This is a genomic window from Brevibacillus jepli (assembly GCF_047229145.1).
Classification (GTDB): Bacteria; Bacillota; Bacilli; order Brevibacillales; family Brevibacillaceae; genus Brevibacillus.
Genome location: NZ_JBFEFW010000009.1, coordinates 218,337 through 224,492 on the forward strand (window position 1 = coordinate 218,337; position 6,156 = coordinate 224,492).

3 protein-coding genes are annotated in these 6,156 nt (G+C 53.0%); 1 reads left to right on the forward strand and 2 read right to left on the reverse strand.

Features of this window, described 5'->3' with window-relative positions:
• Positions 1-7: 7 nt before the first annotated feature.
• A complete protein-coding gene (locus AB1L17_RS12430) occupies positions 8-3,658 on the reverse strand; it encodes an AAA family ATPase (RefSeq protein WP_412844955.1) in 3,651 nt (1,216 codons plus the stop codon).
• The gene (locus tag AB1L17_RS12435; RefSeq protein ID WP_412844954.1) at positions 3,655-4,896 is read right to left on the reverse strand and encodes an exonuclease SbcCD subunit D; all 1,242 of its coding nucleotides are present in this window, start codon (positions 4,894-4,896) and stop codon (positions 3,655-3,657) included. Before AB1L17_RS12435 ends, AB1L17_RS12430 begins: the two co-directional genes overlap by 4 nt.
• Before the next feature lie 172 nt (positions 4,897-5,068).
• On the opposite strand from AB1L17_RS12435, the gene AB1L17_RS12440 reads away from it, so the two are divergent.
• Positions 5,069-5,794: a hypothetical protein gene (locus AB1L17_RS12440; RefSeq protein ID WP_412844953.1), complete on the forward strand. Its 726-nt coding sequence runs from the start codon at positions 5,069-5,071 to the stop codon at positions 5,792-5,794.
• Positions 5,795-6,156: the final 362 nt, after the last annotated feature.

A 6,156-nucleotide genomic window follows, 5' to 3' on the forward strand; every position in this document is an offset into this window, starting at 1 on the left:
CCCTTCCCTACTCCATTTCCAGATGCAGTGTGCTGCCTTTCCCCATCGGTTCTGCCGGTGTTACAACCAGACGACGCGGCATCCGCACACGTATTTCCGGGACGTGACTGATTACGCCAATGGTGAAATCGTCCATGCGCAGTCGCTCAAGGGCATCCATGACGACCTCCAGAAGCTCCGGATCGAGTGTCCCAAAGCCTTCGTCCAAGAAGAAAAACTCCAGGCGTCCGCCACGCATTTGAATCTCCATCGACAGGGCCAAGGCCAGCGCCAAGGAAGTAAGAAATGTTTCCCCGCCAGACAATGTGCTCACTGAACGGCGCATTCCTCCAGCTCCCTCGTCCCGCAAAACAAATTCGCCCTCGTCACCGATTTCCAGCCCGTAACGGTTGGCGGTCATCCGCTTCAGGTGATAGGAAGCGTCTCTTGCGATTGATACCAGTTTTTCCTCCGCAATGAACTGGACAAACGCCTTGGCCTCGAACAGCTTTTTCAACTCTTCCAAACGGCTCTGCTCATCCTGCTGCTGTACCATCTCTTTATGAAGCTCTTGCCATTTGTCATGATTTTTTTCCATGCGATCTACGTGCTCTTTGGCGACAGCCACTTGCTTTTGCGCCTCCTGGAAGGCTTGCTCCCATTGTTCCCACGCCTCTTTTGCAGTGGTGAGCTCTTCTTGCGTAAATGAACGGCCTGCTACTGCTTGCTGCAGTCTTTCTTCCTCGTAACGAAGCTGCCCTGCGACACGCGTGTACGCCTCGATTTGTTCCTGCGCCTGCGGCAACTGCTCGCGCTCTGCGTACCGTTCCCTTACATACTCGACAGTACCGAGACCAGTTTCCTGCAAGCCTTGGTACAATGTTTCGTGAGCTTCCGTTCGTTGTCGTGTGAGGATTGCCAAGGTCTCCGAATACTTGACCAGATTGTTTTGCACCGTTTCCCGCGCCTCGGCTGTTGCTTTGCGCTTCGTCTCTGCCAGCGTGACAGCCTGTCGCAAGCCGAGGAGTGAATCTTCTACCCGTGTTAAACACTCCTGCGCAGTAAGACCTGCCGTTCGCTCCAGCCATTGAGTATGCTTTTGCTCCCACATGCGCTTTCTGTCCTCCAGCTTTTCCTTCAGCGCTGCTTCCCGTGCTTTGCCCTCTGCCTTGCGCGACTTGGCTGCTTCTACCTGCGTCAACAGCTTCCCGCGCAGTGCTTCCTTCTCGGATCGAACCTGCTGCAGCTCTGCCAGACGCCGATCTGACTTTCCGATGTTCTCATAGCGTTGTTCGATTTCCTCGATGGGTAGATCGTTGCGCTTCGCATCCAATTCTTCTCTTGAATGCTTTTCTTGCGTGGAAGCAACATTCAAACGGGCTTTGATTTCCTCATCTGCCTTCTGTGCCTGCTCTAGCAACAGCATGTTCCGTTCCATCAGGCGCTTCTTTTCCGCCTCTTCCTCACGCAATGCCTCCAGCTGCTGCTGCAATTGTTCCCGCTCTGCTTTTGCCCGCTCCCTGTCAGCTTGCTTGGCGATCAGATCCTTTTCCTCACGCTGATAGACCGCGATAAGCTCTTCAAAAGAATCCACCGTCCAAGGGTGTCCGTACTCACTGCACTCTGCCTTGATCGCCAAAAGGCGCGCTTCCAGCTGCTCCTGTTCAGCCTTAACACTTGCTAGGCGCTCATCAAATGCAGCCAGCGCTCCCTTGGCTCCCAGCCAAGCTTCCTTGGTCTTAGCCGCTTCTTGTTCTGCCGCACGCAAAGCCTCTTCTGACGCTTTGATTCGAGTACGCAGCCCGTCACCCTCAGTCCCCGCGTCAGTCGCTGTCGTATGGCTCTGGTGGCCATGTGGGTGGTGTTCGGAACCGCATACCGGGCACTCCTTGCCTTCTTCTAAACGTTCACGCAAAAATCGCGCCATATTTTCCTGCTGCCAGCGTTCCCATTCCTGACGCAAGCCATCCCTCTCTGCCAGCTGACTCGCCACAAGTGCTTCACTTGCCTCGACTGCCCGCGTCAGCTCCTGATTGCGCTCCTCCACCTGCTTGCGTTCCTGAACGATTTGCTGCCACTTCTCCTGCCAAGCTGAAACAGACTGCAATACTTCACGCCACTGGCGACCTACCTGCTTCATCTCTGCCAAAACGTTTCTTGCTTTTTCCCACTCCGCTTCGCTCATCACAGCTGATTCCGGTGGTGCTGCCAGCTCTTCCCGCTTTTGTGCCAGACGGCTCGCGCACGCTTCCCAGCTACGCTTGTGCTCATCGGCAGTATGGACTGCGGCCTGAGTGTGCTGCTGCGCTGCGAGTTGTTCTTTTTCCAACTCACGCACCTTGTCATGGTCCCGCTCCCACTGCTGCTTCGCCTCTCTGGCTGCCGCTATTTGTGCACGCCATTCGGGAGAGATCATGACCTGCTTCATCTGTTCTTGCAGGTCGGCCCACTCAAGCTCCCAGTTCTTTAAGTCCGCTTCGTCCTTTTCCAGCTGTTGTTCTGTGCTGGTTAAGGCAACAGACACCTCATTCCAGTCGCGCTCCAAGCCTGTCCATTCTTCCCGGATCGACTTGAGCTCCTCTTCCCATTCCTGCGCCTGTACGAGCTTGCCCTTTTGCTCAATTAACAGCGGCTCCTGGACAGTCAGCTCAGCTTGAACCTTTTGGTACTCACGCTCTGCCTCATCCACGGCCAAACGCGCGCTCTCCTGTCGTTCGCGGCTGCGCTCTAACGCCGTTGTTGTTGCAAGCCATTCCTGATCCAATCGCTCATATTGCTGAAGTAATGGCCACAATCGAATACTTGATTCCCACTCGCGAATCTTCGCCTTCAGCACGGTCATTTCCGCTTCTTTTGCTTCCTGCTGCTGCAGCTGCGCCTGGACATGCAATAGCTCCTGATGCCACTGGTTAAGCTGCTCCAGCTCCTTGAGCTTCCCGACCAGCTCCTGCTTTTGCTGGGAGAATTCCTGCTCTTTTTGGGCAGCATCCTCCCACGTCTGTCTCGCCTGCTCCAATGCTTCAGGCCCTGCTTCTCCCAAAGCCGCGCTTGCCAGCTGTAAACGATGCATCTGTTCCTTGACCTGCTCCAAAGCGTGTCGTACGCGCTCACTCAGCTTTTCCCCATAAATATGTAGGCGGAACATCCGTTGCAGCATCTCATTTCGTTCACTGCCCTTCAGCGTCAGAAAGCGAGAAAATTGACCCTGTGGCAAAACAACCGCACGGGTAAAGTCCTGCAAAGTGAGACCAATCAGCGCTTCAATCGCTGCTGTCGCCGACGTGGCTTTGGACTCCAATACGACATCCGGCTCTCCGGTTAAGGCTCCTGACTGAATCAGCCTCACTTCAGGCTGTCGCTTGTTCCCCTTTTTATCCAGACCAAATTCCCGTTCTACTGTATATTGTCGGCGTTCGTCGCCAGTCCCCAGCTCAAATGTAAAAGAAACGAAAACGCGTTGCTCCAGCTGATTCAGTACTTCCTTAGGATGATTTCCCCCGCCCAGCCGGACGACCTGCCCGTACAAAGCAAGCGTGATCGCGTCCAGGATCGTCGATTTACCACTTCCTGTCGGGCCGAATATCCCAAACAATCCCGCCTGACAAAGCATTTCGAAATCAACCTCTTGCATTTCCCGGTAGCTGTGCATCCCTGCCAGCTTCAATCGTATCGGTCTCACTCGTCCTCCCCCTCTCCTCCGGTTTCTGCCAATAGCCGCTGAAACAGGGCAACCAGCTGCTCATCCGGCTCAGCTCCCCTTCTCCGTTCGTAGAAGCGTCTGAATAATTGATCAGACGTCAGCTCTGTCAGCTCGACCCTCTCTGTATCGTCTTCCTCACGCTCTTCCCGGACGACGACGCGTTGTATTTTCAAAAAGTCATCGGACAGCTTGCGGACACGCTGAAATTCTGCCGGGTCGATTACGCCAGACACATGCAGTTCCAAGTCAATCCACGCCCCTGCATCGCGTCCCTCTGCAAGCCAGCGCTCGACCTGTTCAATCCCCTCCGTCGCCCTCCAACGCGCCAGTGGCCGTGCACTCGTCAAATACACAATCTCCTCGCGCACATCCTGTCCTGGCTCTACCTCGACAATCACAACTGCCTTGCTTTGTCCCGCCTCGGAAAAGCTGTAGGAAATCGGTGAACCACTGTAGCGTACCAACGGCTTGTCACTGAGCTTTTGCAGACGATGAAGATGACCGAGCGCCACATAATCCGCGTTCTTTGGAAAAGCCTGCGGTGAAACAGTTAAAGCCCCACCAATCTGAATCGGTCGCTCCGAATCTGTCTCCATCCCGCCCATGACAAACAAATGGCTCGTAACCAAATTCACGGTATCCTCACGAAAATGAACAGACAGTTCCGCAAGCAATTGCGCAATACGCTCGGAAAAAGCAAGCTGCATCTGCTCTTGGGTAAAGCTCTCGCTCAAGAGCTCCTTCAATCTTGATTCTGAAGGATATGGCAAGGCCAAAACGACCGCGTTCGCCGCGCAGCCAGGAATCTTCATTTCCAGCCAGGAAGGGCCGCCCTGTATGATTTGCACACGATCTGGCGAAGCTTCCTGCGTGAGCAAAGGCGCCTCCTTCGGCAACCCTAACAGAACAATCCCGTGTTTGGTGGCAAGCGGTGCTGCTGCCCGTACCCGCTCAGGCTGATCATGGTTCCCCGCGATCACGACGACACCTCGCCTGCCTTCCGAAGACAAGCGCTCCAATGCATCATAAAAAAGCTCTTCAGCCCAAGCAGGCGGATTGACCGAATCGTACACATCCCCTGCAATAAGCACCAAATCTACTTCCCGCTCATCTGCAATGCCGCAAAGCTCGTCCACAAATGCCGCTTGTTCTATTCGTCGGTCGCGCCCTTCCAGCTGTCGCCCGAAATGCCAGTCGGCCGTATGTAAAATCCGCATAACTTGTATCACTCTCCACGATCATGTGTTTGCTTTTCATTGTAACAAAAGACAGCGCTGTTCGCGGGTTGAAATTTACTCCACTTCGCCGTAACTTTTGCCACTGACTGCTCGTCTTCCAACTAAACAGATCGTGATCCGCGATCTCATCCTGGAAAGGAGCTCGTTACCGTTGCGTATTTCTCGCCTGTTGCTCAGCTTAACAGCTGTACTTGCCATCCCATTTCTCGTCCAGGCTGCCCCAGTGTCCCCTGCCTCCAAGGAGCCTACCAAAGCCCAAGTACTCGAATGGATTAACAAGCAAGCCAAAAACTCAATTGTAACCGACAACTTTGACTTTCAGCTCGTTAATCTGGATGATGACCCGGAACGAGAAATTGTCGCCAAGCATAACGGCAGCGTACATATCGGAAGCTTTTACATTTTGGATCAAAAGCCGAATCGTACGTATGCCCTTATCGCCGAAGAGGAATGGAATCCACCCCGCCTGCAATTGGATCGTTGGGATTATACACGAGAAGTGAATCACCCGCAGATAGGCAAGAACGACCAGGATGAACCGCGTCTGCTCGCAGGAAAACGGGTTTTTGAAACAGTCCAGCATACTGGCGGATCTGGCATATCGGTCTACGAGGCGAATCTTTGGTATTTGGAAAAAGGTCGTCTGGTCAAAGCATGGGAAGGACTGCTACGGGAAACGGTTTCCGTGCCGGGAGGTCAGCTTTTTCAGACCGTAGGCAGCTATCAAATCCTGCATGGTGACGGTGAAAAACCACTGCTCTACCACTGGCAAACGAAGCAGGAATTGAATCCGGATACAGGTGAACTACTGCCGGGCAAGCCTGAGACTACATTGCAAATTTATCGTTGGGAAAATGGGGTTTTTGTTACCCAATAAAATTCCTTGTCCTCCATTATGAAAGCAGAACAGGAAGATTTCTGACTTCACTTGCAAAATCTTTTTTCACAGTTGCGTCTCAGACAAGGATATACAGTCATCTTAGACAGCCGCTGTTTTATTGATCAAGTGAAACAGTTAGCGTAACAACACTCCCATGAATGAAAACAAACACCCTGCTACACCATTGTTTTTAGCGTATCCTTAGTTGTACTAACACAAAAAAACCATCCAAGTTGGATGGCTTCTTTTATTCCTTCAAAACTGAATACGCATGATTGCTAAGTGTGTGGATAAGTCCTCGACCGATTAGTATTCGTCAGCTCCACGCGTTACCGCGCTTCCACACCGAACCTATCAAC